General features: G+C 40.0%; 26 protein-coding genes. 24 read left to right on the forward strand and 2 right to left on the reverse strand.

Annotated features, from left to right (window positions below; translation table 11 throughout):
• Window positions 1–17: 17 nt before the first annotated feature.
• The 22 genes from floA (at window position 18) to ACQKEZ_RS02815 (ending at window position 21,307) form a co-directional block, all read left to right on the forward strand.
• On the forward strand, window positions 18–1,010 hold the full coding sequence (floA, locus tag ACQKEZ_RS02710; RefSeq protein WP_427298562.1) for a flotillin-like protein FloA: 993 nt from the start codon (window positions 18–20) through the stop codon (window positions 1,008–1,010).
• A 31-nt stretch (window positions 1,011–1,041) separates the two neighbouring features.
• Window positions 1,042–1,512 (forward strand): hypothetical protein, encoded by a 471-nt coding sequence (locus ACQKEZ_RS02715; protein WP_427298564.1) that lies wholly within the window; start codon window positions 1,042–1,044, stop codon window positions 1,510–1,512.
• 285 nt (window positions 1,513–1,797) lie between these two features.
• Complete coding sequence (yqfC, locus tag ACQKEZ_RS02720) at window positions 1,798–2,079, forward strand: sporulation protein YqfC (protein WP_427298566.1); 282 nt, start codon at window positions 1,798–1,800, stop codon at window positions 2,077–2,079.
• An 18-nt stretch (window positions 2,080–2,097) separates the two neighbouring features.
• A complete protein-coding gene (gene yqfD, locus ACQKEZ_RS02725; protein ID WP_427298568.1) occupies window positions 2,098–3,288 on the forward strand; it encodes a sporulation protein YqfD in 1,191 nt (396 codons plus the stop codon).
• 3 nt (window positions 3,289–3,291) lie between these two features.
• Window positions 3,292–4,251 (forward strand): PhoH family protein, encoded by a 960-nt coding sequence (locus ACQKEZ_RS02730; RefSeq protein WP_427298570.1) that lies wholly within the window; start codon window positions 3,292–3,294, stop codon window positions 4,249–4,251.
• Window positions 4,252–4,390: 139 nt separating this feature from the next.
• Window positions 4,391–6,478, forward strand: coding sequence for an HD family phosphohydrolase (locus ACQKEZ_RS02735; RefSeq protein WP_427299302.1), 2,088 nt, complete (start codon window positions 4,391–4,393; stop codon window positions 6,476–6,478).
• Window positions 6,479–6,958 (forward strand): rRNA maturation RNase YbeY, encoded by a 480-nt coding sequence (ybeY, locus tag ACQKEZ_RS02740; RefSeq protein ID WP_427298572.1) that lies wholly within the window; start codon window positions 6,479–6,481, stop codon window positions 6,956–6,958.
• Window positions 6,936–7,319, forward strand: a complete 384-nt coding sequence (locus tag ACQKEZ_RS02745) for a diacylglycerol kinase family protein (protein WP_427298574.1) — start codon at window positions 6,936–6,938, stop codon at window positions 7,317–7,319. The genes ybeY and ACQKEZ_RS02745 overlap by 23 nt, the downstream gene beginning before the upstream one ends.
• Window positions 7,320–7,431: 112 nt before the next feature.
• Window positions 7,432–7,830 (forward strand): cytidine deaminase, encoded by a 399-nt coding sequence (locus ACQKEZ_RS02750; RefSeq protein WP_427298576.1) that lies wholly within the window; start codon window positions 7,432–7,434, stop codon window positions 7,828–7,830.
• Entirely contained in the window at window positions 7,823–8,728 is a 906-nt protein-coding gene (gene era, locus ACQKEZ_RS02755) for a GTPase Era (RefSeq protein WP_427298578.1), read from the forward strand. Before ACQKEZ_RS02750 ends, era begins: the two co-directional genes overlap by 8 nt.
• Before the next feature lie 151 nt (window positions 8,729–8,879).
• The gene (locus ACQKEZ_RS02760; protein WP_427298580.1) at window positions 8,880–9,023 is read left to right on the forward strand and encodes a YqzL family protein; all 144 of its coding nucleotides are present in this window, start codon (window positions 8,880–8,882) and stop codon (window positions 9,021–9,023) included.
• A 39-nt stretch (window positions 9,024–9,062) separates the two neighbouring features.
• The gene (gene recO, locus ACQKEZ_RS02765; RefSeq protein ID WP_427298582.1) at window positions 9,063–9,833 is read left to right on the forward strand and encodes a DNA repair protein RecO; all 771 of its coding nucleotides are present in this window, start codon (window positions 9,063–9,065) and stop codon (window positions 9,831–9,833) included.
• A gap of 331 nt (window positions 9,834–10,164) precedes the next feature.
• A complete protein-coding gene (gene glyQ, locus ACQKEZ_RS02770; protein ID WP_427298584.1) occupies window positions 10,165–11,052 on the forward strand; it encodes a glycine--tRNA ligase subunit alpha in 888 nt (295 codons plus the stop codon).
• Window positions 11,045–13,090, forward strand: coding sequence for a glycine--tRNA ligase subunit beta (glyS, locus tag ACQKEZ_RS02775; protein WP_427298586.1), 2,046 nt, complete (start codon window positions 11,045–11,047; stop codon window positions 13,088–13,090). The genes glyQ and glyS overlap by 8 nt, the downstream gene beginning before the upstream one ends.
• Window positions 13,091–13,255: 165 nt before the next feature.
• Window positions 13,256–13,894 carry a helix-turn-helix transcriptional regulator gene (locus tag ACQKEZ_RS02780; protein ID WP_427298588.1) on the forward strand — a complete coding sequence of 213 codons (639 nt, stop codon included), beginning with the start codon at window positions 13,256–13,258 and terminating at the stop codon, window positions 13,892–13,894.
• 22 nt (window positions 13,895–13,916) lie between these two features.
• Entirely contained in the window at window positions 13,917–14,738 is an 822-nt protein-coding gene (locus tag ACQKEZ_RS02785; RefSeq protein ID WP_427298590.1) for a pyruvate, water dikinase regulatory protein, read from the forward strand.
• Window positions 14,739–14,999: 261 nt separating this feature from the next.
• Window positions 15,000–15,500 carry a YaiI/YqxD family protein gene (locus ACQKEZ_RS02790; RefSeq protein WP_427298592.1) on the forward strand — a complete coding sequence of 167 codons (501 nt, stop codon included), beginning with the start codon at window positions 15,000–15,002 and terminating at the stop codon, window positions 15,498–15,500.
• Between the two features lie 33 nt (window positions 15,501–15,533).
• On the forward strand, window positions 15,534–17,363 hold the full coding sequence (gene dnaG, locus ACQKEZ_RS02795) for a DNA primase (RefSeq protein ID WP_427298594.1): 1,830 nt from the start codon (window positions 15,534–15,536) through the stop codon (window positions 17,361–17,363).
• Between the two features lie 203 nt (window positions 17,364–17,566).
• Window positions 17,567–18,688, forward strand: a complete 1,122-nt coding sequence (gene rpoD, locus ACQKEZ_RS02800; RefSeq protein WP_427298596.1) for an RNA polymerase sigma factor RpoD — start codon at window positions 17,567–17,569, stop codon at window positions 18,686–18,688.
• Between the two features lie 308 nt (window positions 18,689–18,996).
• Entirely contained in the window at window positions 18,997–19,356 is a 360-nt protein-coding gene (gene cccA, locus ACQKEZ_RS02805) for a cytochrome c550 (protein WP_427298598.1), read from the forward strand.
• A gap of 120 nt (window positions 19,357–19,476) precedes the next feature.
• Window positions 19,477–20,193 carry a tRNA (adenine(22)-N(1))-methyltransferase gene (locus ACQKEZ_RS02810; protein WP_427298600.1) on the forward strand — a complete coding sequence of 239 codons (717 nt, stop codon included), beginning with the start codon at window positions 19,477–19,479 and terminating at the stop codon, window positions 20,191–20,193.
• Window positions 20,186–21,307, forward strand: coding sequence for a Nif3-like dinuclear metal center hexameric protein (locus ACQKEZ_RS02815; RefSeq protein WP_427298602.1), 1,122 nt, complete (start codon window positions 20,186–20,188; stop codon window positions 21,305–21,307). Before ACQKEZ_RS02810 ends, ACQKEZ_RS02815 begins: the two co-directional genes overlap by 8 nt.
• 37 nt (window positions 21,308–21,344) lie before the next feature.
• On the opposite strand, the gene ACQKEZ_RS02820 is transcribed toward ACQKEZ_RS02815, so the two are convergent.
• Window positions 21,345–22,289, reverse strand: coding sequence for a 4-hydroxy-3-methylbut-2-enyl diphosphate reductase (locus ACQKEZ_RS02820; RefSeq protein WP_427298604.1), 945 nt, complete (start codon window positions 22,287–22,289; stop codon window positions 21,345–21,347).
• 160 nt (window positions 22,290–22,449) lie between these two features.
• Window positions 22,450–23,172 carry a VrrA/YqfQ family protein gene (vrrA, locus tag ACQKEZ_RS02825; protein WP_427298606.1) on the reverse strand — a complete coding sequence of 241 codons (723 nt, stop codon included), beginning with the start codon at window positions 23,170–23,172 and terminating at the stop codon, window positions 22,450–22,452.
• 163 nt (window positions 23,173–23,335) lie between these two features.
• Between vrrA and ACQKEZ_RS02830 the strand changes: the two genes are divergently transcribed.
• Together ACQKEZ_RS02830 and ACQKEZ_RS02835 are read left to right on the forward strand one after the other, a co-directional pair.
• On the forward strand, window positions 23,336–24,655 hold the full coding sequence (locus ACQKEZ_RS02830; protein WP_427298608.1) for a DEAD/DEAH box helicase: 1,320 nt from the start codon (window positions 23,336–23,338) through the stop codon (window positions 24,653–24,655).
• A gap of 9 nt (window positions 24,656–24,664) precedes the next feature.
• On the forward strand, window positions 24,665–25,561 hold the full coding sequence (locus tag ACQKEZ_RS02835; protein WP_427298610.1) for a deoxyribonuclease IV: 897 nt from the start codon (window positions 24,665–24,667) through the stop codon (window positions 25,559–25,561).
• Window positions 25,562–25,574 lie beyond the last annotated feature (13 nt).

The following is a 25,574-nucleotide window of genomic DNA, read 5'->3' on the forward strand; positions in this document are numbered from 1 at the left end:
TTTATAGGAGGAATAAAATGGATCCATCTACTTTACTTTTATTTGTTTTAATCGCAGCAGGTTTGGTCGTTCTTTCAATTTTCTTCACATTTGTACCGGTGATGCTGTGGATTTCTGCCCTAGCAGCAGGTGTTAAGGTTAGTATTTTTACATTAGTCGGAATGAGGCTTCGCCGCGTTATTCCAAACCGAGTGGTGAACCCACTGATTAAAGCGCACAAAGCAGGACTTGATGCGACGATTAACCAGTTGGAAAGTCACTATTTGGCCGGGGGGAACGTAGACCGTGTCATCAATGCATTGATCGCTGCTCAGCGTGCAAATATTGAATTGAATTTTGCTCGATGTGCTGCTATTGACTTAGCAGGGCGTGACGTACTTGAAGCCGTGCAAATGAGTGTTAACCCAAAAGTTATCGAAACACCATTTATTTCGGGTGTGGCAATGGACGGGATTGAAGTAAAAGCAAAAGCGCGTATTACAGTACGTGCAAACATCGATCGACTTGTCGGTGGTGCAGGAGAAGAAACGATTATAGCTCGTGTTGGTGAAGGGATTGTCTCAACAATCGGTTCATCTGATAACCATAAAAAAGTCCTTGAAAACCCAGATATGATTTCTCAAACGGTCCTTGGAAAAGGTTTAGATTCTGGAACTGCTTTTGAAATTCTATCAATCGATATTGCAGATGTTGACATCGGTAAAAACATTGGAGCGATCCTGCAGACAGACCAAGCAGAAGCAGACAAAAATATCGCTCAAGCGAAGGCAGAAGAACGTCGTGCAATGGCGGTTGCACAAGAGCAAGAGATGCGTGCAAAAGTTGAAGAAATGCGTGCGAAAGTTGTTGAAGCAGAGGCAGAAGTTCCGCTTGCAATGGCTGAAGCGCTCCGTGAAGGTAATATTGGTGTTATGGATTATATGAACATCAAAAACATTGATGCTGATACAGATATGAGAGACTCATTTGGTCAAATGACGAAGGGTCCATCTGATAATGAGAAGAAGTAAGCATCCTCTCACGTATTAAGGAGGGAGCATCATGGACATTCTTTTTAATAACCCGCTGCTCATAGCGCTCATCATCGGAATTATCTCAGCTGTGTTTGGAAAAATTGGGAAACAAGAGGAGAATGAGCAACAGCAACCTAAGCCATCTACTCAAAGAAAACCAACGACACAACAAACACAATCAAAACGACCTGATCCAGTTTCAACTGATCAGCTCGATGATTTTGGCGATGTGCATGATCATGGCGGAATGAATAAAGGGTCTGACCGCTATTCCGAGACACTTGCAAAAATGGAAGAACGGAAAAGCGAACTCAGCAATGAATATGTAGCGCTTGAACGACAACTGACAAGACCTAAATCTTCACCTGCTCAAACAAATAGAGTCGTCAATCAGTTGAACCAAGATACGGTAGTACAAGGAATGATTCTTGGGGAAGTATTCGGTGAACCACGCTCGAAAAAGCCGCACCGTACGATGAGACGATTACACAAAAGATAAAACGAAAAGCCTCCTTTTATTTGAAGGGGGCTTTTTCATTTTCATAAAAAGCACTAAAATATCTCCTCCAGTTATTGAAAAGTATACGTCTTGTACTGTTTGAATTCACAAATGCATACCCTTGTTAACATGATGTTTCTAGCTGTTGCCGAGAATGTCTTTTAACTCGATTCATTAGCATGATATGAGAGTCTTTAGAATAGGATGGTATAGAGGCTTTATGATGGCCTCATCCATCCTTAAGTTTGATCTCATACACATGAGGTGGAAGGGGGTTCTTATTGAATGGGAAAAAGAAAAAATCGAATGAAAGCATGGCTGACAAAAACGCTAGAAATCCCCCCAGACGTGATGATGGACCTTCCACGAATTACGATGGTTGGCAGACTCCACATTTACATAGAGAACCATAAAGGGTTGCTGCTTTTCAGTGATGAAGAGGTCAGGCTCATGTTAAAACAAGGGCAATGCATTATTTTAGGCAAAAATTTTGTCATCAAAACCATTTTGCCAGAAGAGATATTATTAGAAGGAACAATCGATGAAGTCCGTTATATCGATTCTTAAATGACGGAGGGGAAAAGTGTGAAGAATAAATGGTTTGCCTATTTTATTGGCAGGGTTGAGGTGGAGATCAGGGGAAGTGGTATAGAGCGATTGATCAATGAGTGCACGAGACAAGGCATCGCGATTTTTCATGTGAGCCATCGAAAAGAGAGCGTGCGCTTATTTATTCGTCTTTCAGATGTACATGCCTTTAGAAGAGTTCGCAGGAAGCATAAAGTAACATGTTCTTTTTATCAAAAAAAAGGATTTCCCTTCCTTCTCTTATGGTCTAGAAGAAATATTGGCTTTACATTAGGGGTTTTGCTTTTTTTACTCACAATTCTTGTCCTATCAAACATGGTATGGAAAATTGAAATATCTGGTGCTAATCCTGAAACGGAACACCAAATGCGAAAGCATTTAGACGAGATTGGCGTACAAAAAGGCCGATTTCAGTTTTTGATGGGATCGCCAGAAAAAATTCAAAAATCATTAACGACCCATATTAAAAGTATTACGTGGGTCGGTGTCGAATTAAATGGTACTGCATTTCAAATGAAAGTTGTTGAAAAAAATGAACCTGAAAAGGAGAAATACACTAGCCCACAACACATTGTCGCGAAGAAAAAAGCCGTCATTACAAGAATGTTTGTTGAAAAAGGGGAGCCGGTAGCAGCTGTCGATGAGCATGTGAAAAAAGGACAAATGCTTGTCTCAGGACTGATTGGCAGTGAAGATCATCAAAAAAAAGTTGGCGCAAAAGCGAAAATTTATGGAGAGACTTGGTATCGTTCTGAAGTTTCTGTAGCACTTAAAACATCTTTTGACGTATATACGGGTAAAATGAAGACAAAGCACAAGCTTTCTCTGTTTGGTGTATCCTTTCCATTCTGGGGATTCGATTTAAAAAAAGACGAACTAAAGCAACCAAAAACAGAAATTGAATCTCATCCGCTCCATTTTTTACAGTTTAAGCTTCCTATCTCCTATGAAAAGGAAATGGTGCGTGAAAGTGAAATAATCAATCGCGAATATACAAATAAAGAAGCAGTTCAAGCAGGGATTAAAATGGGAAAAAAAGAATTAGAAGAGAAGCTAGGACAAACAGGAAAGGTGAAAAGTGAAAAAGTTTTGCACGAGACAAGCGAGAATGGTAAAGTAAAGTTGATCATACTTTACCAAGTTATAGAAGATATTGTTCAAACAACACCTATCGTTCAGGGAGACTAGAGAATGACAGAACATTTACTTGAGATTCAACAAAAATTGGATAGTCCAAATGAAGCAATTTCTTTATTTGGCAATCAAGATTCCTACCTTAAGCTAATGGAAAATGAACTACATGTCTCCATTATAACGCGTGGAGAAAAAGTTTATGTTTCTGGAGAAAAAGCTTCGTCAGAGACTGCAAGCAACTTGATTACGTCTCTTTTACATCTCATTCGAAAAGGAATCGAAATTTCTGAGCGAGATGTCATCTATGCCATCAAAATGGCACAAAAACAAAAGCTTGAGTATTTTGAAAATATGTACGAAGATGAAATCACTAAAAATGCCAAAGGAAAGTCAATCAGGGTTAAAACGATTGGACAGCGTGAATACGCAGCGGCGATGAAAAAGAATGATATGGTCTTCGGAATAGGACCAGCAGGAACAGGCAAAACCTATCTTGCGGTTGTGAATGCAGTCCATGCTTTGAAGAATGGACATGTCAAACGAATTATTTTAACAAGACCTGCAGTTGAAGCAGGAGAAAGTCTTGGATTTTTACCAGGCGATTTAAAGGAAAAGGTAGATCCTTATTTAAGACCACTCTATGATGCATTGCACGATGTGCTTGGCAGTGATCATACAGAACGTTTAATTGAGCGTGGGGTCATTGAAATCGCTCCTTTAGCGTACATGAGAGGACGAACACTTGATGATGCCTTCGCCATTTTAGATGAAGCCCAAAATACAACGCCTGCTCAAATGAAAATGTTTTTGACTAGACTTGGTTTTGGTTCTAAAATGGTCATTACAGGTGATGTTACGCAAATTGACTTGCCGAAGGGCGTCGATTCAGGACTTGCTGTTGCAAAGGACATGCTCTCAAACATCCACGGAATTTCATTTATTGAGCTTGATCAAACAGATGTGGTCAGACACCCGCTTGTGGCTAAGATTATCGGAGCATATGAAAAGCAAAAATGAACGGAGTGACCCGATCGTCTTAATCGGGTCATTTTATTTCAAGTGTGGTTTACAGTAAAAAAGGGAGGTACTTTCCTTGAGAAAGAATAAGAAAGACGGTAAGCGAAAGAGGCTACTGTCTAAAAAAGAACCTCAAAAAATGGAGCATACACGTTATTTAAACAAGCTGTTATACCTTGCATTAGCGGGAATTATGTTTGTGATGCTCTTCTTCCATGTGAAGCCTGAATCGCTCGATCTTGATTTATTCTCTGTGAGCGAACAGACAATATACTCTCCATCAACAGTAGATGATCAAGAAGCGACAGAAGAAAAGAAACAGGAAGCAACAGATCAGGTCGAGGATCAATATACACTGAAAAAAGCGTATTCTGATAATCGTGTTGACCTCATTTCATCCCTCTTTGAAGCCATTAAAGAAGAGAAAAGAGCAGCGGAAAAAAAAGATAACCCGCCTTCTGATCAGAAGATGGTTCAAAATGTAAAAGAAAAACTGACAACTGATATGCGTGAAGCGGTTTCTGATCAATCCATCAAAGCGCTCCTGCAAGCGAGTGATGAAAATGTGTCTTTCACAAAGGATTCGATCATTACTGTGGTCAACTCATTGATGAGCAAAGAGATTACAGCGGCTAAACTTCAGAACGAAAAAAAACAAGTAAAAACAGAGCTTGAGCATAATTCGATTCCATCTAAATATTTACAGGCTGCGACAGAAATTGGCGAGTTTGCGATTATTCCAAATTATGTTTTTGACCCAGTTGCCACTGAAAAGAAAAGACAGGAAGCAACAGATAACATTCAGCCTGTTCAGATTAAACAAGGACAAATTCTAGTTGAAGAAGGCGAATTAATAGATCGTGAAGTGTATCGTAAACTTGAGCTTACAGGGCTGTTGAATAGTTCCAACTTATTTAAACCTATCACTGGCTTAATCATCATGATCGGCCTATTTTTAGCGGCCATCATCCATTCTTTTGAAGGTAAGAGTCGTTCACTCGTTAGAAAAAACCAAACACTTTTACTTTACTCACTTATTTTCACGATTATTTTGATCATTATGGAAGTATTTAGCCTGTTTCAGGAGACGAAATATACGACCATAGGTTATGTGGTGCCTGTTGCGCTTGGCACGATGCTCATTAAACTATTAATTAATGAACGCTTAGCGATTCTCTCAGGTCTTGTTTTTGCCCTTTGCGGCAGTATGATGTTTAACCAAGGTGTCACGGGTGTATTTAACTATGTCATGTGTGCATATTACCTAATTAGTGGAATGGCAGGCATTCTCTTATTAAGAAAGCACAATGCGAGATCAAAGATTTTACAAGCAGGTCTTTTGGTTGCGGCAGTGAATGTACTGGTTGTTCTGTCGATCACACTTATTCAAAACTCATCGCCATCAGGTCTTGAGATTGGTATCAATATGCTCATGGGTACGGTGTCAGGCTTTGCATCCTCTATTTTAGTCATTGGGCTTATGCCTGTTTTTGAAAGCATGTTTGGCCTTTTATCAACCATGAAATTGATCGAGTTATCAAACCCTAATCATCCGCTTCTAAAGAAAATTTTAACGGAGACGCCTGGTACATATCATCACAGCGTCATGGTGGCAAATTTAGCGGATGCAGCATGTGAAGCAGTAGGTGCAAATGGGCTTCTCGCTCGGGTTGGCGCCTATTATCATGATATTGGAAAGACGAAGCGCCCTCAGTATTTTATTGAAAATCAAATGAACATTGATAATCCGCACGATAAGCTGTCTCCACAGCTAAGCAAAAATATCATTATCGCTCATACGACGGATGGCGCAGACATGCTACGTGCAAAGAAATTTCCAGAGGAGATTATTGATATAGCGGAGCAGCATCATGGAGAATCGCTTTTGAAGTTTTTCTACTACAAAGCAAAAGAACGTGATGATCAGGTGACAGAAGAAGAATTTCGCTATCCTGGTCCTAAGCCACAATCAAAAGAGGCTGCGATCATTTCTGTTGCAGATAGTGTAGAAGCAGCAGTTCGATCAATGCATAATCCTAATCCAGAGCGAATTGAGAAGCTGGTCAAAGGGATCATCTCTGATAAAATGCAAGACGGACAATTTAGTGAGTGCGACCTTACATTTAAAGAATTGAATATTATTAGCCAAACCATTTGTACAACACTAAAAGGGATCTTCCATTCAAGAATTGAATATCCGGAAGCCCCAAAACAGAAGGTGAAGTAAATGACATTGTTAATTGATTTAATAGACGAAACAGGTGAAGTATCGACGGAGCAACTTAAAGAAGTGGGGAAACTATTACAGTTTGCTGCAGAAAAACTAGATGTGAAAGATCAGGCAGAAGTATCTGTAACGATTGTTTCAAATGAAGAAATTCAACAGATCAACAAAGAATATCGAGGAAAAGACGCACCGACAGACGTGATTTCTTTTGCTCTCGAAGAAGAGGGCGAAGGTGAAATTGAAATTATCGGTGCGGACGACATCCCACCAGTTTTAGGAGACATTATCATAAGTGTTGATCGAACAAAAGATCAGGCAGAGGAATATGGTCACTCGTTTATGAGGGAGCTTGGGTTTTTAACCATTCACGGCTTTTTGCATCTTCTTGGTTATGACCATATGACAGAGGAAGAGGAAAAAGAGATGTTCGCCAAACAAACTCAAATTCTGGATGACTATGGACTTTCGAGATCATCGTAAACGTCACCCATTTGTTCGGTTTCTTCGGAGTTTTATTTATGCTTCTCGAGGGATTTGGCGAACGCTCTTGAATGAACGGAATTTTAAAATTCACACAGTGGCCGCTATCGTGGTCACTTTTTGTGGATTTTGGCTTCATATTAGCAGTACCGAATGGATGATCGTACTCTTATTAATTGGTGGTATGCTAGCGCTTGAGTTAGTGAATACAGCAATTGAGCATGCAATTGATCTTGTGACAGAAAAAAAGCATCCTCTTGCTGAAAGGGCTAAGGATGCTGCTGCCGGAGCTGTTTGCGTTTTTGCCGCTATTTCGGTTATGATTGGATTAATTATCTTTTTGCCAAAGATTGTGCAATAGAACAATATTACTATTTATTAACAATTTTAGAAATGGGCGTGAAAATGTCACGTAAATTATGTAAAATATAAATGTGACAGTGGTACCATTTCTTCTGAAAGAGGGAACCAGGATGAACAAACAAGAATTGATTTCAGAAGCGATAAAAGCAAGAGATTTTGCATATGTACCCTATTCTAAATTCAAAGTCGGGGCAGCTCTCTTAACGAATGATGGAAAAGTGTATGGTGGTTGCAATATTGAAAATGCGGCTTACGGCATGTGTAATTGTGCTGAAAGAACAGCACTTTTTAAAGCCTATTCAGAAGGTGACACTTCGTTTCAAATGCTTGCAGTTGTCGCTGATACGGATAGACCTGTGTCACCATGCGGTGCCTGTAGACAGGTGATTTCAGAGCTATGCACACCCGACATGCCTGTGATTCTAACAAACTTAAAAGGACAAATATACGAAACAACAGTAAACGAACTATTGCCTGGCGCATTTTCACCGGAGGATCTAAATGACTAACGAAAGCTTTAAATCAGGATTTGTATCAATTATTGGAAGACCAAACGTAGGGAAATCGACCTTTCTCAATAAAGTGATTGGGCAAAAAATTGCTATCATGAGTGATAAGCCCCAAACAACACGAAATAAAGTTCAGGGCGTCCTGACAACAAATACAACGCAGACGATTTTTATTGATACGCCAGGTATTCATAAGCCTAAGCATAAACTTGGTGATTTTATGATGAGGGTTGCTCAGAACACTTTGAAGGAAGTCGACCTTATCCTATTTATGATCAATGCGGCAGAAGGTTATGGAAAAGGTGATGAATTTATCATTGAACGGCTGAAACAGACATCAACACCCGTTTTTCTTGTCGTCAATAAAATTGATCAAATTCATCCTGATGAGCTTTTTCTTCTCATTGATGAGTATCGCACCCGCTACTCTTTTAAAGAAATCGTACCGATTTCAGCACTTGAAGGAAATAACATCGACACGCTTCTTAAACAAATCGAAGAGTACTTGCCGGAAGGACCTCAATTTTATCCAGCAGATCAAGTAACAGATCATCCAGAACGATTTATTATTTCTGAATTGATTCGTGAAAAGGTGCTGCACTTGACACGAGAAGAGATACCACATAGTGTCGCAGTCGCCATTGAATCAATTAAGCCTGCGGATACTGGAAAGATTCATGTTGCGGCAACCATCGTTGTCGAACGCGATTCTCAAAAAGGAATTGTGATCGGCAAACGCGGAAGTCTATTGAAAGAAGTTGGACAAAAAGCACGTAAGGACATTGAAGCACTACTTGGTTCTAAGGTCTATTTAGAACTATGGGTGAAAGTCCAAAAGGATTGGCGAAATAAATCCACTCATTTACGAGATTTTGGATTTAAAGAAGACGAATATTAAAAAAACACGGTAGTATTTGTTAGAAAATATGACAAAGCTGCGGTTCTATTAGTAAAAATTGTTTAACATGAAATGGAGGAAGCCTGGTCAAGATAAGATTAATGTGTTGGATGTAGCGTTGCTGCTTCTAATAAAGAAAGGTGGGGTTTTTATGTTGAATTTTACATGGAACGTATTTTCACAAACAGGAAGCGTTGACACGTATCTGCTTTTCAAGGAGTTAGAAAAGGAGAACCTGGAAAGACCCGATGTACTTGAAGAAGAGATAGTAGCACGACTTGATTTTCCAATCTGATCATATCTTGATCGCCTCCAATGCTCGGAGTGTAGACAAATGCTCATGAAATGCGAAGGAATTGTCCTTAGAACAACTGATTATGGAGAAACAAACAAGATTGTAACACTATTGACGAGAGAACAAGGGAAAATTGGTGTCATGGCAAGAGGGGCAAAGAAGTCAAATAGCCGACTGTCTGCCATCAGCCAACCGTTTTTATACGGGTCCTTCCTTATTCAAACATCAACAGGACTTGGAACGCTTCAGCAAGGTGAAATGATTGAAAGCTTGCGGGCGATTCGAGAGGATTTGTTTTTAACTGCTTATGCTGCATATATAACCGAGTTAATGGACAAAGGAACAGAAGAGAAAAAGCCAAACCCATATCTGTTTGAGTTGCTGCTACAATCTTTGCGCCACCTAAATGAAGGTACTGACGCTGATATTATTTTATTTATCGTAGAGGTGAAGATGCTATCGGTCATGGGGCTTAGACCAGAGCTCGACCAATGTGTACACTGTGGCAATAAAGAAGGGCAGTTTCATTTTTCAATTAGGGACAACGGTTTTATTTGTCAAAACTGCTTTGTGAAAGATCCTTATAAACTGCCCCTATCTTCAGCAGCTGCTAGACTGCTTCGGTTATTTCATTATTTTGATTTAACTAGGCTTGGAAATGTAGATGTCAAGCCACAAACGAAGCAAGAAATTAGGGATGTTCTTCATCATTATTATGAAGAGTATTCAGGGCTCTATCTAAAGTCCAAAAAATTCATGGATCAAATGGAATCCATGAAACGACTTATGGATGATCAAAACAAAAGTTGACATCTTCCTTGACTTTTTGTAAGATCATCTAAGATAAACGATGTTGCATTGACAGAAAGAAGTACTTGCGTTGATCCCATAAAAGCGACCTTAGGATGGTGTGAGCTAAGGATGGAAGCGTAACGAAAGGCATTCTTGAGCGACGTGAAAAAAGCGGCTGGATGCTAGTATCCAGCAAATAGGGTGGAACCGCGGGAGAACTCTCGTCCCTATGTTTGCAGAACCTGCGAGCATAGAGACGGGAGTTTTTGTGTGTTCCTGTTGATATACGTATAGGTTCTACTGTTCACCCGCCAAAGCGGTTGGTTTTAATAAGATGGAGGTGCTTTGATTGAATATTCAAGAGATGATTTTGACATTGCAAAAGCATTGGTCAAACGAAGGCTGTGTGTTAATGCAAGCCTATGACACAGAAAAAGGTGCAGGAACGATGAGTCCTTACACATTCCTGCGAAGCATTGGTCCTGAGCCTTGGAAAGTTGCATATGTGGAGCCATCTAGACGACCAGCAGACGGCAGATATGGAGAAAATCCAAATAGACTGTATCAGCATCACCAATTTCAAGTCATCATTAAGCCATCACCTGACAACATTCAGGAGCTGTATTTGGAATCTTTAAAGGCACTTGGAATTGATCCACTTAAGCATGACATTCGATTTGTCGAAGACAACTGGGAAAACCCATCGCTCGGCTGTGCAGGACTTGGCTGGGAAGTATGGCTGGATGGTATGGAAATTACGCAGTTTACATATTTCCAACAAGTGGGTGGCTTAGAATGTAAGCCAGTTTCAGTTGAAATTACTTATGGTATTGAAAGACTCGCATCTTATATCCAAGACAAAGAAAATGTCTTCGATTTAGAGTGGACTGATGGATTTACTGTACGTGATTTATTCCTTATGGCTGAGTATGAGCATTCTGTTTATACGTTCGAAACATCCAATACAGATATGCTGTTTGATCTATTTACGACGTATGAAAAAGAAGCACATAGTCAAATGGACAAAGGACTTGTTCATCCAGCGTATGACTATGTTCTTAAATGTTCACATACATTTAACCTGCTAGACGCCAAGGGAGCCATTTCTGTAACAGAACGCACAGGGTATATTGGCAGAGTGCGAAATTTAGCAAGAAAAGTAGCCAAAACCTATTATGATGAACGAGAAAAACTGGGATTCCCAATGCTAAAAGAGGAGGCTGCTTCTCATGAGTAAACAAGATGTATTATTAGAAATTGGCTTAGAAGAAATGCCAGCACGATTTATGCCAGAGAGCACAAAGCAATTAGGTAACAAGGTCACTGAATGGTTTCTCTCACAAAATATTTCATTCGGAGAAGTTGCTTTATTTAATTCACCGAGAAGACTTGCAGTGCTTGTCAAAGATGTAGCAGAAAAACAAGAGGATATAAAAGAAGAGGCAAAAGGTCCTGCAAAAAAAATTGCCCTAGATGATAATGGTCAATGGACAAAGGCTGCACAAGGCTTTGCACGTGGTCAAGGTGCTTCAACAGATCACCTGTACTTTAAAGACATCAAGGGTGTTGAATATGTACATGTGCAAAAGTTCCAAGAGGGACAGCTTGTGAAAGAATTGTTGCCAGCGTTGGGTGAGATAGCCACCTCACTAAGTTTCCCAAAGAACATGAGATGGGGGAGTGAGGATTTACGTTACATCCGTCCGATCAAATGGATTGTTTGTCTATTTGGGCAAGACATTATCCCAGTGGAAATCGCAGGGGTGAAAAGTGGTCGTGAAACAAGGGGCCATCGCTTCCTAGGAAGTACAGCAATCATTGATCAACCATCTTCCTATGAGCAATTACTAAAAAAGCAATATGTCATTGCACATTCAGAAGAAAGAAAACAGATGATTACAGATCAGCTTGATGCACTTGCAAAAGAAAAGGGATGGGTCATTCCAGTTGATCCTGAACTGCTAGAAGAGGTCAATGATTTAGTTGAATATCCAACTGTCTTATTTGGGTCCTTTGAGGAAGAATTCTTGGCATTGCCAGAAGAAGTGCTTGTAACGACGATGAAAGAACATCAACGCTATTTCCCGGTGAAAAATGATCAAGGTGAGCTACTCCCTCACTTCATTACAGTAAGAAACGGAAACAGTGAAGCCCTTGAAAATGTTGCACGAGGTAACGAGAAAGTATTGCGTGCCCGTTTATCAGATGCAGCATTCTTCTACAAAGAAGATCAAAAATTGGTCATCGAGAAAAATATTAAAAAGCTTGATAAAGTCGTATTTCATGAGAAGCTCGGCACAATTGGTGATAAGCTTAAGCGTGTGACAAGCTTAGCAACTCGTTTAGCGAAGCATGTTGGAGCAAGCGAAGAGATGGTGGCGAGAGTCGAAAGAGCTGCAAGTATTTCGAAATTCGATCTTGTGACACAAATGGTTTACGAATTCCCAGAGCTTCAAGGAATCATGGGAGAAAAATATGCACGAGCACTTGGTGAGCATGAAGAGGTAGCGCAAAGCATTAATGAACACTATATGCCACGTTTTGCAGGTGATGAAGCACCAACTTCATTTATTGGAGCGATCGTCGCCATTGCAGATAAATTAGACTCTATTTGCTCATTCTTCTCCATTGACGTCATTCCAACAGGCTCACAGGATCCATATGGTTTAAGAAGACAAGCGAGTGGTATTGTGCATATCCTTCTTGACCGTAATTGGAACATCTCTTTTAAAGAGTTGCTGGTCTTTGCTGGCGTTAAGGCTGAACAGGAAACGGCGTTAATTGACTTCTTTACACAACGCCTGAAATTCGTTCTTCAAGCTGAACATATTCGTCATGATGTCGTTGATGCAGTGCTGGATAACGAAAATATCGAACCATATGCGGCTGTGAAAAAAGCAGCGGTCCTCGAAGAACGAGTAAAGCAAGACAGCTTTAAAGAAACTGCCGAGGCACTCGGTCGAGTGATTTCTATTAGCAAAAAAGGTGAGGATCACGAGATTGAGCCTAACTTGTTTGAAAATGACCAAGAAAAAACATTGTTTGCTGCATATGAGCAGGTCAAAGTGGCAGTGAGTGCACACTATCAAACAGGTGCTTACATAAATGCCCTTCAAGAATTAGAAACATTAAAAACACCGATTGTCGACTATTTTGACCATACGATGGTTCACGCTGATGATGAGAAGCTTAAGCAGAATCGTTTAGCACAGATGGTGAAGCTTGCAAAAGTGATTCAATCATTTGCGAATATGAACAACTTGATTGTCAAATAAATACATGAAGAACGGTTGCCTTCAAATAGGCAATCGTTTTTTGCTCATTTTATTACAGGTTTTAAGCGTAATGTTGTTTCAATTGGACAAAGATGCGCTATAATATGATAAGTTATTGAATTGATATACATAAAGTGAAAGATCCGCTCTCTCTATTTAAAGGTGGTGAGTACAATCGAGTTAAATAAAAGGCAAGAACACATTTTACAGATTGTCAAAGAAAATGGTCCGATCACTGGAGAGCACATTGCCGATCGGCTGAATTTAACAAGGGCAACACTTCGTCCCGATTTAGCTATTTTGACAATGTCTGGCTTTCTTGAAGCAAGACCGAGAGTTGGTTATTTCTTTACAGGGAAAACAGGGACACAACTACTTGCGGATAAGCTGAAAAAACTACAGGTGAAAGATTTTCAGTCTATTCCAGTCGTGATACATGAGAATGTTTCAGTTTATGATGCGATTTGTACGATGTTTTTAGAGGACGTTGGCACACTGTTTGTGGTCGACGATCACTCGATTTTAACGGGTGTGTTATCAAGAAAAGATCTCCTTCGGGCCAGTATTGGTAAACAGGAACTTCCATCAATTCCTGTCCATATTATTATGACGAGAATGCCTAACATTACAGTCTGCCGCAAAGAAGATTTCATTATGGGTGTTGCCAAGTACTTGATTGAGAAACAAATAGACGCACTGCCTGTTATAAAAGACACCGAGAAAGGCTTTGAAGTAGTAGGCAGAATTACAAAAACGAACATGACAAAAATACTTGTCAGTTTATCGGAGAATGAAATTATTTAATCAAAGACTGCGAGGGGATTTTATGAGTAATCGCGTAATTTTTGTTGTATCAGATTCCGTCGGTGAAACCGCAGAGCTTGTGGTAAAAGCGGCGCTTAGCCAATTTGACGGTGGTTCATCAGATCATTCAAACATAAGAAGAATCCCATATGTAGAGGATATCGGTACAATTAAAGAAGTGATTTCACTAGCAAAAGCGGATAATGGTATCGTATGTTTTACATTGGTCGTTCCAGAAATGCGTGCATTCCTCATTGAAGAGGCGGAAGCAAACGGAGTTGTGTATTACGACATTATTGGTCCACTGATTGATAAAATGGAGACAGCATACGGAAATGAATCAAAGAATGAGCCAGGTCGTGTTCGTCAGCTAGATGAAGACTATTTTAAAAAGGTAGAAGCCATTGAGTTTGCAGTGAAATATGATGATGGGAGAGATCCCAGGGGAATCCTAAAGGCAGACATCGTGCTGATTGGGGTTTCTCGTACATCGAAGACACCGCTTTCTCAATATCTTGCTCATAAGCGATTAAAGGTCGCAAACGTACCGATTGTACCAGAAGTAGACCCACCAGAAGAGCTATTTTCTGTGGATCCAAAAAAATGTATCGGACTTAAAATCAGTCCTGATAAATTGAACCATATTCGCAAGGAACGCTTGAAGTCACTTGGCCTGAATGATCGAGCAATCTATGCAAATATAGAGCGGATCAAAGAAGAATTGGAATACTTCGAAAAAGTAGTAGATCGGATCAATTGTCAGGTGGTCGATGTATCGAATAAAGCGGTTGAAGAAACAGCAAATGTTATTCACCAGATGCTGACTAAAAGAGGTTCCGAATAAACTCAGGATATTCCTCCTGGGTTTTTCATATCCAGGGAACCGGACAAGGAAAAATAATAGCATATTTGCTCAATTTGTATTATAATAAAAAATTGTGATAAAATGATTGATTTTAGGTTTAAGTTAAGTCAAGAACGAATAAACTAATATTGGCAGAAGTCAAGCGATTCTGAACATAACTTTTCGACAAAATGAGCTGTACTGTTTATAGCTTTATGGGGGAAAAGTATGGTCTTTTTGCTTCTTTAAAGCAGGAATCCGATGGAGGGATGGAGAATTAGTCACCTTGATGAACAAGAAAGAGGAAGGGCGATTTTTGTCGATGCGGATGCATGTCCTGTGAAAGATGAGATCCTTTCTGTCGCATCCCACTTTAACGTACATGTCAAATTCATTGCTTCTTACGAACATTTTCAAACATCTAGATCAGAGCATGAGCATTGGCGGTTTGTCGATACACATAAAGAAGCAGCAGATTTAGTTATTGCAAATTCAGTTGTAGCCCACGATATTGTGGTCACGCAGGATATTGGTCTCGCCTCTTTATTGCTTCCGAGGAATGTGATTGTTCTGTCGGAAAGAGGACGAATGTACACGAATGAAACAATTGGTTTTGATCTAGAGCGAAGACATATTTCTAGCAAACAAAGGCGAAAAGGTGTATACGGAAAAGGTCCCAAAAAGCTTTTAGAAGAGGATAAAAAGAGATTTACCGCGCAACTACAAAAAATCCTGTCGAATCGTGAAGGATTTTTGAATTAAAAGGCGAATAATGTACGACGGAGTGTTATTAGGATGAGCAAACGTATACCAGATGAACTTTTGGAGCAAATCCAAAAAAATGCAGACATCGTCGAAGTGATTGGAGAATACGTACAGCTTAGAAAGCAAGGGCGGAACTACTTTGGTCTTTGTCCATTCCATGGTGAGAATACTCCTTCATTCTCTGTTTCAGCAGATAAACAAATTTTTCATTGTTTTGGCTGTGGAGCGGGAGGGAACGTCTTCTCATTCCTCAGACAGATGGAAGGCTATTCATTTTATGAAGCCGTATCACATCTTGCTGATAAGTATCATATCGATTTACCAGACCATTTGATAGGGACACAGTCAGCTACATCAGGACATGAAGCCACTGATGATAAGAAAATGATCGAGGCACATGAGCTTCTTAAGAAATTTTACCACCATTTGCTGGTAAATACAAAGGAAGGTCAAAAAGCGTTAGATTATTTACTTGCACGAGGTTTTACAGATGAAACGATTGCCAAGTTTGAAATCGGATATGCGCTAGATTCTTGGGATTTTATGACCAATTTTTTAGTGAAGCGTGGATTTGAACCAGCAATCATGGAAAAGGCAGGACTGCTGATTCAGCGTGAAAATGGGAGCGGATATTTTGATCGCTTTAGAGATCGAGTCATTTTCCCGATTCATGATCATCATGGTACAGTGATCGCATTTTCTGGTAGAGCACTTGGTGATCAGCAGCCAAAGTATATGAATAGCCCTGAGACACCACTTTTTCATAAAAGTAAGCTACTTTATCATTTTCATGAAGCACGGATGCATATTAGAAAACGAGAACGAGCTGTTCTGTTTGAAGGTTTTGCAGATGTGATTTCAGCAGTTAGCTCTGGTGTAACCGAAAGTGTAGCGACAATGGGAACTTCATTAACTGAAGAACATGTAAAGCTACTAAGACGGAATGTTGAAGAGATTATTCTATGTTATGATTCGGACTCAGCCGGGTATGATGCAACCATGAAAGCGTCAGATTTGCTTGGTAAAAGAGGATGTAAGGTGAGGGTCGCCATGATTCCAGATGGCCTTGACCCAGATGATTACATTAAAAAATATGGTGGCGAAAAGTTTAAGAACGACATCATAGATGCAAGTGTCACATTGATGACGTTTAAGATGAATTATTTCCGAAGAGGAAAGAATTTATCAGACGAAGGAGACCGGCTTGCTTATATGAAGCAAGTTCTCAAAGAAATTAGCCATTTAAATGGCTCTTTGGAACAGGAAATATATATGAAGCAGCTCGCAGGAGAGTTTTCCATTTCTCTTGATTCATTAAAAGAACAGTTGGAACAGTTTGTCAGGCAGCAACAACAAGAAAAAAGCAAACATAAAGATCAAAATGGTCTTGAAAAAAGACGTGCACACCTTTCTACACAAGTGAGGCGAAAACGGCTAAAACCAGCATTTGAAAATGCAGAAAGAATGTTACTTGCTCATATGCTAAAAAGTCAAGAGGTCATTCGCAAAGTGCTTGACAGAATCGGCATTGATTTTAATATAGATTCACATAAGGCGCTTGCAACTTATATTTATGCATTATATGAGGAAGGCAAAGATCCTACTCCACAACACCTGATGAATTGCTTTCAAGATGAAACGATTAGTCAACTTCTCACAGACATCTTAATGATTCAAGTTGGAGATGAACTAACTGAGGCTGAATTAAGTGATTATGTAAAAAAAGTGTTGAATCATCGAAATTTGTCAATGATAAAGGAAAAAGATCTAGAACGAGCAGAGGCGGAGAGGCAAAAAGATTTCTTCAAAGCAGCAACGCTTGCAAAAGAAATTATTCAGTTGAACCGTACGCTGAAATAAAACGTCTATTATGATGACAAGACCTACGGCTGGCAATGAATCCTTTACGGGAGGAGCATAAGACCGCAAGTATCTTGCCTTCATCATTTATTTTTATTCCTATTTTGCCCTATTGTTGCTTGAGAGAAAAAGAAGAGCATGAAAAGGAGCAAATCGCAATTTACTTTAGAATTCGTTGCAAGCTTTGGAAGGAGGGATCCATAATGGCTGATAAACAAGCCCACGAAACCGAAACTGAATTAACCTTTGAACAGGTGAGAGATAAACTCACTGAAACCGGTAAAAAACGGGGCGTATTAACATACGAAGAAATTGCAGAGCGTATGTCCAGCTTTGAAATTGAATCAGACCAAATGGATGAGTACTATGAATATTTAGGCGAACAGGGTGTTGAACTCATTAGTGAAAATGAAGAGACTGCAGACCCGAATGTTCAACAATTGGCTAAAGCAGAAGAGGAATTTGACCTGAACGATTTAAGCGTACCTCCAGGCGTCAAAATCAATGACCCAGTTCGTATGTATTTGAAAGAAATTGGTCGAGTCAATTTGTTATCTGCAAAAGAAGAGATCACATATGCACAGAAAATTGAAGAAGGCGATGAGGAATCAAAAAGAAGACTGGCTGAGGCCAACCTTCGTCTCGTTGTCAGTATCGCAAAACGCTACGTCGGACGTGGCATGTTATTTCTTGATTTAATTCAAGAAGGTAATATGGGTCTTATGAAAGCAGTTGAGAAGTTTGACTACCGTAAAGGATATAAATTCTCAACATATGCGACATGGTGGATTAGACAGGCGATTACACGTGCCATTGCCGATCAGGCTAGAACCATTCGTATCCCTGTTCATATGGTTGAAACCATTAACAAGTTAATCCGTGTGCAAAGACAACTTTTGCAAGATCTTGGGAGAGAACCATCACCAGAAGAAATTGCTGAAGACATGGACTTAACACCAGAAAAGGTCAGAGAAATACTGAAAATCGCACAAGAGCCAGTATCTTTAGAAACACCAATCGGTGAAGAAGATGACTCGCACCTTGGTGATTTTATTGAAGACCAAGAGGCGACGTCTCCATCTGATCATGCTGCATACGAGTTACTAAAAGAGCAGCTAGAAGATGTATTAGACACGCTAACAGATCGTGAAGAAAATGTGCTGCGACTCCGTTTCGGACTTGATGACGGAAGAACACGTACGTTAGAAGAGGTTGGAAAGGTGTTTGGCGTGACAAGAGAGCGTATTCGTCAAATTGAAGCGAAGGCTCTTCGTAAATTAAGACACCCTAGCAGAAGTAAACGTCTAAAGGACTTCTTAGAATAGAAATTAGGCGGATCTTGAGAGAGATCCGTTCTTTCTTACCTTAAAATGAAAACGCTTTTTTCAATCTGATTATATTTTACTGAATAACAAATGAATTTGCAAACGTTCTCGAAGAAAAGATGTATAAAAAATACATCTAAATCTGCTATTGACTTCGTTTCTCATCATCTTAGAAAAACTTTTGTCTAAAATGTGAACTTGACCAAAGTTTTGTATCATAATTCATTTACTTTTTGTAAAATTAAAGTAGAATTAGAATTGTTTGCATAGTTACAAAGGGGTTTTTGACAAAGGGGAGGATGAATGAAATGAAACGGAATCCACTTATACCATTTTTATTGATTGCCATTTTAGGAATCGGACTCACTTTTTTCTTATCCATGAAGGGACTAAAAGATGAACAGAAGATTGCCTCTGGTGGCAAGGAGCAGAAGCAGGAAGAGACTGCAAATGCAACGCCGGAAGAATTGTACAAGCAGAACTGCATTAGCTGTCATGGGGAAAATTATGAAGGCGGAGCAGGACCAGCTTTAACAGGAGTTGGTGACAAACTTGAGGTTGCCGACATTAAAAAGAAAATTCAAGAAGGCGGAAATGGAATGCCAGGTGGTCTCATTCCTAATGAAAAGCTTGATGAAATGGCGGAATGGGTATCCAAAATTAAATAATATTATGCTTAAAAGCTCTTTTTAACAAGAAGAGCTTTTTTCATTTGAAAACGACTTTTAAAAAGTCCATAATTTATATAAGATAGACAAGTATGAAGATTAAAGAAAAGTAGTGATTGCATGAATGAAATGAATTTGTCAAAACGATTAAAAAGTGTAGCAGAATTTTTGCCTAAAGGCGCTGTCTTTGCAGATATAGGCTCAGATCACGCCTATTTGCCTTGCTATGCTATTTTGCAACATAAAGCGAAGAGGGCAATCGCTGGTGAGATTACGGATGGACCGTTTCAATCTGCGAAGCAGCAGGTTTTGCGAGTTGATCTAGACGCACTTATTTCTGTCAGAAAAGGTGATGGTCTTGAAGTCATTGAAAAGGGCGAGGTGAACGCCATTACGATTGCTGGTATGGGCGGCTCGCTGATTGCAAGTATTCTAGATGAAGGAAAGGAAAGACTGTCAGGCAGTGAGCGTCTGATCCTTCAGCCGAATATCCATGCCCATCATATCCGTTTATGGCTTTATCAGAAGGGCTACGAGCTTTTAGATGAGGTCATTTTAGAAGAAGATGGAAAGGTCTATGAGATATTAATCGCTGAAAAAGGTGATAAAGATAAACCATATCAAGGCATCTCATTTGATGCAGGTATGTTTGTTGGCCCATTTTTGGCAAAACAACAAAATGATGTCTTTCTTAAAAAATGGACGCAAGAGCTACATCATCTTGAAAAAATTAATGCGCAGATAAAAAAGGCGGCAACAACAGAAGAAAACAAGGAACGTCAGGCAGAGCTAATGAAAAAAATGACGATCTTAAAGGAGGTTTTAAAACTTGGCTAAAGCGATCAATGGGAATGAAATCATTCAGCTGTTTGAGCAGTTCTCTCCAAAAGCTTATGCAATGGAAGGCGATAAAATCGGCCTGCAAATTGGGACTTTAAATAAAAAAGTCACCAATGTTATGGTGACACTAGATGTGTTAGAAAATGTCGTAGACGAAGCAATCGAGAAGAAGGTGGATTTGATTATTGCTCATCACCCGCCTATTTTTCGTCCATTAAAACAAGTGGCAACAGATCAGCCATCTGGGAGAATCATCGAGAAATGCATCAAACATGATATAGCGGTCTACGTTGCTCATACAAATTTAGACGTCGCCGACGGTGGGGTGAATGATTTGCTAGCTGAAGCACTTGAACTTCAGCAAACAAGAGTACTTGTTCCAACACATGACGATCAGGTGAAACAGTTAGTTGTTTATGCACCAGAGGAATATGAGGAGTCTGTGAGAACGGCATTAGGTAACGCAGGTGCAGGTCATATCGGTAAATATAGCCATTGTGCATTTTCGAATGAGGGAACAGGAAGCTTCTTGCCAACAGAAGGGGCAACGCCTTTTATTGGAAAAACAGGCAGTCTTGAGTTTGTACAGGAGGTTCGGATTGAAACAATCTTCCCAGCGAGCATTGAAAAACAAGTCATCCGTGAAATGAAAAAAGCTCATCCATATGAAGAGGTTGCATATAGTGTTCATACAACAGACCTTGATCCATTGCAAAAAGGGCTAGGCAGAATTGGTGAATTAAAACAAGAAATGCGACTGAAAGATTTTGCGCAATTCGTCAAAGAAAAACTTGATGTAAATGGTGCTCGTTTTGTTGGCGACAAAGAAGCGAAAGTGAAAAAGGTCGCTGTACTTGGAGGGGATGGCAACAAGTACATTCATCAGGCAAAACGATTGGGTGCAGATGTGTATGTGACCGGAGATCTTTATTTTCATGTGGCACATGATGCGATGATGATCGGACTAAATGTCGTAGACCCAGGGCATTACGCAGAGAAGATCATGAAAGAGGGCGTAAGGGCTAAACTTCATGCGCTTTGCACAGAGAAGAACTACGAAGTGAATCTCTTTGTCTCGCAAGCAAATACGAATCCTTTTGAATTCATTTAAACGAAAAAACGTCAGAGCAGAAGTCTCTGACGTTTTTCTATTTTTTTGTTTTCACGCGCGGTAATATTTTCGCTAGAGGAATAGCATGTTCGATGTGCCAAGTCGATTCGTCCTGTGGATCATAGTTTTCTAGAAAACGGATGACTTCTTTTGTGATCGGTGTTGGTGTGGATGCACCTGCTGTTACTGCAACCGTTTCGACACCTTCAAGCCATTCTAGCTTGAGTTCACTCAAATCACCGATTCGATATGCCTGTGTTCCAGCAATCTCCATCGACACCTGAGCCAAGCGGTTTGAGTTATTGCTCTTAGGGTCCCCAACAACGATGGTTAAATCAGCTTGACCTGCTTGCTGTGAGACCGCTTCTTGTCTCACTTGTGTTGCAAGGCATATTTCTTGATGATACTCGACGTGCGGGTATTTTTCTTTAATCAATTCCATCAGGTCATAAACATCCCACTGTGACATCGTCGTCTGGTTTGTAATTAAGAGCTTATCTGATGTTAAATCAAGTGCTTCAATATCTGCTATTGTTTCCACAAGGTGTACTCTATCAGGTGCAACACCAACAGCACCTTCTGGTTCGGGATGACCTTTTTTGCCAATATAAATAATATCGTAATCATCGGCTGTTTTCTCTAAAATCAATTCATGTGTTTTGGTGACATCTGGACAGGTTGCATCAATTGCAACAAGACCTTTCTCTTCAGCTATTTTACGAACTTCAGGAGAAACGCCATGGGCAGTGAAAATAACGGTTCCGCTTTCTACTTGTTTAAGAATCTCTAAACGGTTAGGTCCGTCGAGTGTGTATATACCGTCTTCTTCAAATGCATCTGTCACATGTTTGTTATGGACAATCATTCCTAATATATAAATCGGGCGTGGCAATTCTTGATCAAGAGCGGCGTTTTTGGCAATGACCATTGCATCAACGACACCATAGCAGTAACCACGTGGTGAAATTTTTAAGACCTTCATTTATTCGTCCTCCTGTAAAGAAGTGCTTCAAAAGAGAAGAACAATATAAAAAGCCGTAAAAACGGCTTTTTCCTTCAATTCTCTTATTTCCATTATAGCCAAAGTAAGAGCATATATCAAAGAATGTTATGTGCTAAACATGCACTTCCTTTAAAAAGAACTATACATATAGCTTTGGAATAGAACTGCCGGTGCGTTTTTTTGGCTTTGCAGGAGGATGAGCAGAAATTGTTTGCTCTGTCTTAGGTTTGTTTATTTCTTTTTGTTTCACGGATTCCTCTTGTTTTTCTTCAGCCACTTCTACAGCAGGCGTTACATTTTCTGCTTCGTTTTGGCTTGTATTCTCTTCGGTTGTATCGCCGGTTTCTGAAGAATTCTCTTGGCTGTTGTCATCATCATCTGCACTATTAAGCTGACTGTACAGTTTAATCATGGCAGGCAGGTTCTTTACTAATGGACCGTACTGTTGAATCATGGGCGTAAATTGCTGCGCCACTCCGAGGACTTTTTGGACATTCCCTAGCATACTCGAAATGGTTGCGGGATTCGTAAAGCTTTGGATGCCTTGGAGCCCCGCTCCGCTTCCAGATATGCCGCCACCTCCAGCACCAGGAAGAATTTTTGCGAGCATTCCTTTCATTCCGCCTCCGCCACCAAATGCACGGCTTCCATCAGCTGCCGCACCCATCCCTCTTAGACCGCCGCCTTGTGCTGGTTGAGAAGGGTGCATCAATTGATTAAACTGATTTCCTTGTCCTTGAAATGGCTGTTCTAAAGGTGGTGGTTGCCTTCTTTGAAAGATACCGGGCTGCCCGCCATTTCCAAGGTGTCGACGTGAGGGACGATGGGGCTGGAAATTGCCCATAGGCTGATGCCCTAACATACTTGTACCTCCCTTGCTACATTCTTATTCTCTTCATAGGTTATGCAAAAGAGGATGAAATGGTTTGCGTTTCCGAACAGAAAAGGATGCATGGTTTTTTTTTTCAATATCAGCTATAATGGAGAGATGAGCAAAAAGGCACAGCCTTTTAAGGAGTGGAAACATGAAAGAAACAAAATTTACAACATATGACTTAAAGCCTTTTATTATAGATGCTGTCAATGCCTTAGGTTTTTATGAGCCGACGGATATTCAAAAAAGGTTAATCCCGGCAGTTTTAAAGGGAGAGAGTGTGATTGGTCAATCTCAGACTGGAACAGGGAAGACGCACGCTTATCTATTACCGCTAATTCATTCAATTGATCCGGAAAAAGAATTTGTTCAAGTTGTCATTACTGCACCTACTCGAGAACTGGCAAATCAAATTTACAAAGAAGCACAAACGATTTTAAAGAAAGCTTCTCCAGAAGAAGAGATCAAAGCGAAACTTTATATAGGTGGAACGGACAAGCAAAAATCAATACAAAAGCTGAAAAACCAACCTCATTTAGTTGTTGGAACTCCTGGTCGTATTGCTGATTTAATCCATGAACAAGCACTCAATGTATACAAGGCCAAGTCCTTAGTCATCGATGAAGCTGACTTGATGCTTGATATGGGATTTTTAGAAGACGTAGATCGTATAGGAGCACAAATGCCTGAAAATCTGCAGATGCTTGTTTTCTCAGCCACTATTCCAGAGAAACTGAAGCCTTTTCTAAAAAAATATATGGAGAACCCGAAATATGCACATGTTGAACCTAAACGTATCACGGCAGAAAACATTCAGCATATTTTAATTCCGTCTAAACAACGAGACAAGAAAAAATTGTTACACGAGATTGTGACCAATATTCAGCCGTACCTTGGCATTATTTTTGCCAATACGAAAACAACAGTTGATGAGATCGCTTCGTTTTTACAAGAACAAGGGATGAAAATTGGTGTTTTACACGGAGGATTAGCGCCTCGCGAACGAAAAAAAGTCATGAAACAGATTGAAGACCTAGAGTTCACGTATATTGTTGCATCTGATCTTGCTGCACGTGGGATTGATATTAAAGGTATCAGTCATATCATCAATTACGAGCTACCGACAGATCTAGATTTTTATGTTCACCGTGTTGGACGAACAGCTCGTGCAGGTTCATCAGGCACTGCTATGACCATCTATGACCTAAATGATGAAGATGCACTTGTGCAAATTGAAAAAATGGGTGTCGTTTTTGAAAATAAAACAATTGTCCACGGAGAGTGGCGTGATTCGGACGACCGCTTAAAGCGTCAAAAACGTAAAAAAGCGCCAAACGAAGTAGAAGAAAAAGCAAAACGTCTTGTCAGAAAACCGAAGGCGGTAAAGCCTGGTTATAAAAAGAAAATGGGCCGTGAAATGGAGAAAATTAAAAAACAGGAGCGAAGAAAGCAAAAGCGTAACGGAAAGTAGGGGGAAACATTGTTAAAAATCGGATCACATGTATCAATGAGCGGTAAGCATATGCTTCTTGCTGCTAGTCAAGAGGCTGCTTCTTATGGCTCAAATACATTTATGATTTATACAGGTGCTCCACAAAATACGCGCCGTAAAAAGATTGAAGATCTGAATATTGAAGCAGGACAAGCACACATGAAAGAGCATGGTATGACAGATATCGTTGTTCATGCTCCATATATCATCAATATTGGGAACACAGTGAATCCTGCGACATTTGAACTCGGTGTGGATTTTCTGAGCTCGGAAATTGCAAGAACAGCTGCACTTGGAGCGGGTCAAATTGTTCTTCACCCTGGAGCACATGTGGGAGCAGGTGCCGAAGCAGGGATCAAAAAAATCATTGAAGGCTTAAACGAAGTGATTGAAAGAGGACAAGATGTTCAAATCGCTCTTGAAACAATGGCTGGGAAGGGCTCAGAGTGTGGAAGAAGTTTTGAAGAGCTTGCACAAATCATTGATGGTGTGACACATAACGAAGCGCTCTCTGTCTGTTTTGATACATGTCATACTCATGATGCGGGTTATCCAATTGTCACTGATTTTGATGGTGTCTTAGAAGAATTTGATCGAATCGTCGGTATTGACCGAATTAAAGTGCTTCATATCAATGATAGTAAAAACGTTCAAGGTGCCAGAAAAGACCGTCATGAAAATATTGGTTTTGGTGAAATTGGGTTTGAAGCATTGAATTATATCGTTCATCATCCGCAGCTTCAGGAGATTCCGAAAATCTTAGAAACACCGTATGTAGGCGAAGATAAGAAAAATAAAAAGCCACCATACAAATTTGAAATCGCCATGCTGAAAGAAAAGCAATTTGATGAGGGCTTGTTAGAAAAGATTAAAGAGCAAGGATAATTGATCCTATCAG

Source organism: Bacillus sp. NPDC077027, from assembly GCF_050269555.1.
Classification (GTDB): Bacteria; Bacillota; Bacilli; order Bacillales; family Bacillaceae; genus Bacillus.

Excerpts from the sequence above, each read along its gene's own strand:
- recO (WP_427298582.1), top strand. The coding sequence starts at position 9,063 with ATGCTCATGAAATGCGAAGGAATTGTCCTTAGAACAACTGATTATGGA.
- rpoD (WP_427298596.1), top strand. The coding sequence starts at position 17,567 with ATGGCTGATAAACAAGCCCACGAAACCGAAACTGAATTAACCTTTGAA.
- ACQKEZ_RS02785 (WP_427298590.1), top strand. The coding sequence starts at position 13,917 with ATGAGTAATCGCGTAATTTTTGTTGTATCAGATTCCGTCGGTGAAACC.
- ACQKEZ_RS02735 (WP_427299302.1), top strand. The coding sequence starts at position 4,391 with ATGGAGCATACACGTTATTTAAACAAGCTGTTATACCTTGCATTAGCG.
- yqfC (WP_427298566.1), top strand. The coding sequence starts at position 1,798 with ATGGGAAAAAGAAAAAATCGAATGAAAGCATGGCTGACAAAAACGCTA.
- era (WP_427298578.1), top strand. The coding sequence starts at position 7,823 with ATGACTAACGAAAGCTTTAAATCAGGATTTGTATCAATTATTGGAAGA.
- ACQKEZ_RS02810 (WP_427298600.1), top strand. The coding sequence starts at position 19,477 with ATGAATGAAATGAATTTGTCAAAACGATTAAAAAGTGTAGCAGAATTT.
- ACQKEZ_RS02715 (WP_427298564.1), top strand. The coding sequence starts at position 1,042 with ATGGACATTCTTTTTAATAACCCGCTGCTCATAGCGCTCATCATCGGA.
- ACQKEZ_RS02760 (WP_427298580.1), top strand. The coding sequence starts at position 8,880 with ATGTTGAATTTTACATGGAACGTATTTTCACAAACAGGAAGCGTTGAC.
- ACQKEZ_RS02820 (WP_427298604.1), bottom strand. The coding sequence starts at position 22,289 with ATGAAGGTCTTAAAAATTTCACCACGTGGTTACTGCTATGGTGTCGTT.
- vrrA (WP_427298606.1), bottom strand. The coding sequence starts at position 23,172 with ATGTTAGGGCATCAGCCTATGGGCAATTTCCAGCCCCATCGTCCCTCA.
- ACQKEZ_RS02790 (WP_427298592.1), top strand. The coding sequence starts at position 15,000 with ATGGAGGGATGGAGAATTAGTCACCTTGATGAACAAGAAAGAGGAAGG.
- ybeY (WP_427298572.1), top strand. The coding sequence starts at position 6,479 with ATGACATTGTTAATTGATTTAATAGACGAAACAGGTGAAGTATCGACG.
- ACQKEZ_RS02830 (WP_427298608.1), top strand. The coding sequence starts at position 23,336 with ATGAAAGAAACAAAATTTACAACATATGACTTAAAGCCTTTTATTATA.
- cccA (WP_427298598.1), top strand. The coding sequence starts at position 18,997 with ATGAAACGGAATCCACTTATACCATTTTTATTGATTGCCATTTTAGGA.
- ACQKEZ_RS02745 (WP_427298574.1), top strand. The coding sequence starts at position 6,936 with ATGGACTTTCGAGATCATCGTAAACGTCACCCATTTGTTCGGTTTCTT.
- glyS (WP_427298586.1), top strand. The coding sequence starts at position 11,045 with ATGAGTAAACAAGATGTATTATTAGAAATTGGCTTAGAAGAAATGCCA.
- ACQKEZ_RS02750 (WP_427298576.1), top strand. The coding sequence starts at position 7,432 with ATGAACAAACAAGAATTGATTTCAGAAGCGATAAAAGCAAGAGATTTT.
- floA (WP_427298562.1), top strand. The coding sequence starts at position 18 with ATGGATCCATCTACTTTACTTTTATTTGTTTTAATCGCAGCAGGTTTG.
- dnaG (WP_427298594.1), top strand. The coding sequence starts at position 15,534 with ATGAGCAAACGTATACCAGATGAACTTTTGGAGCAAATCCAAAAAAAT.
- ACQKEZ_RS02730 (WP_427298570.1), top strand. The coding sequence starts at position 3,292 with ATGACAGAACATTTACTTGAGATTCAACAAAAATTGGATAGTCCAAAT.